Source organism: Acinetobacter sp. UBA1496, from assembly GCF_002324975.1.
Taxonomy (GTDB): Bacteria; Pseudomonadota; Gammaproteobacteria; order Pseudomonadales; family Moraxellaceae; genus Acinetobacter; species Acinetobacter variabilis.
This window is the reverse complement of sequence record NZ_DCRI01000005.1, coordinates 1-398: the sequence shown is the minus strand read 5'-3', so window position 1 is coordinate 398 and position 398 is coordinate 1. Positions and strand designations below refer to the sequence as shown.

The 398-nt window shown below is 40.7% G+C and carries 1 pseudogene; it reads right to left on the bottom strand.

Features of this window, described 5'->3' with window-relative positions:
- Positions 1 to 398, bottom strand: a pseudogene (locus B3143_RS00520) (DDE-type integrase/transposase/recombinase); the annotation flags it as partial.

Sequence of the window (398 nt, the reverse complement as noted above, 5' to 3'; positions counted from 1 at the left end):
TGAATCACATTCTTTGGCATACCTCGATCGTGCAATGCTTGCTCTAATGCATCGAGCACCATATCTATATTCATCCGTGTAGATACTTTCCATCCAACAATTGCTCGTGAGAACACATCAATAATAAAGGCGGTATAGACCCAGCCTGAATGAGTTTGAATATACGTAAAGTCACTTACCCACAGTTAGTCAAGTCGATCAGCATTAAAATTACGTTTCACTAAATCATCTGCTCGTTTTTGGTCATCTCGGCTACGGGCGGTTTGTTTATTCTTACCATGCCAAACACCTTGTATACCTAGCTTCTGCATCAATCGAGCAACTGTACAACGTGCGATAACATAACCTTCACGTTTCAATTGTTGCTAGACCTTACGCACACCATATCGATCTTTATT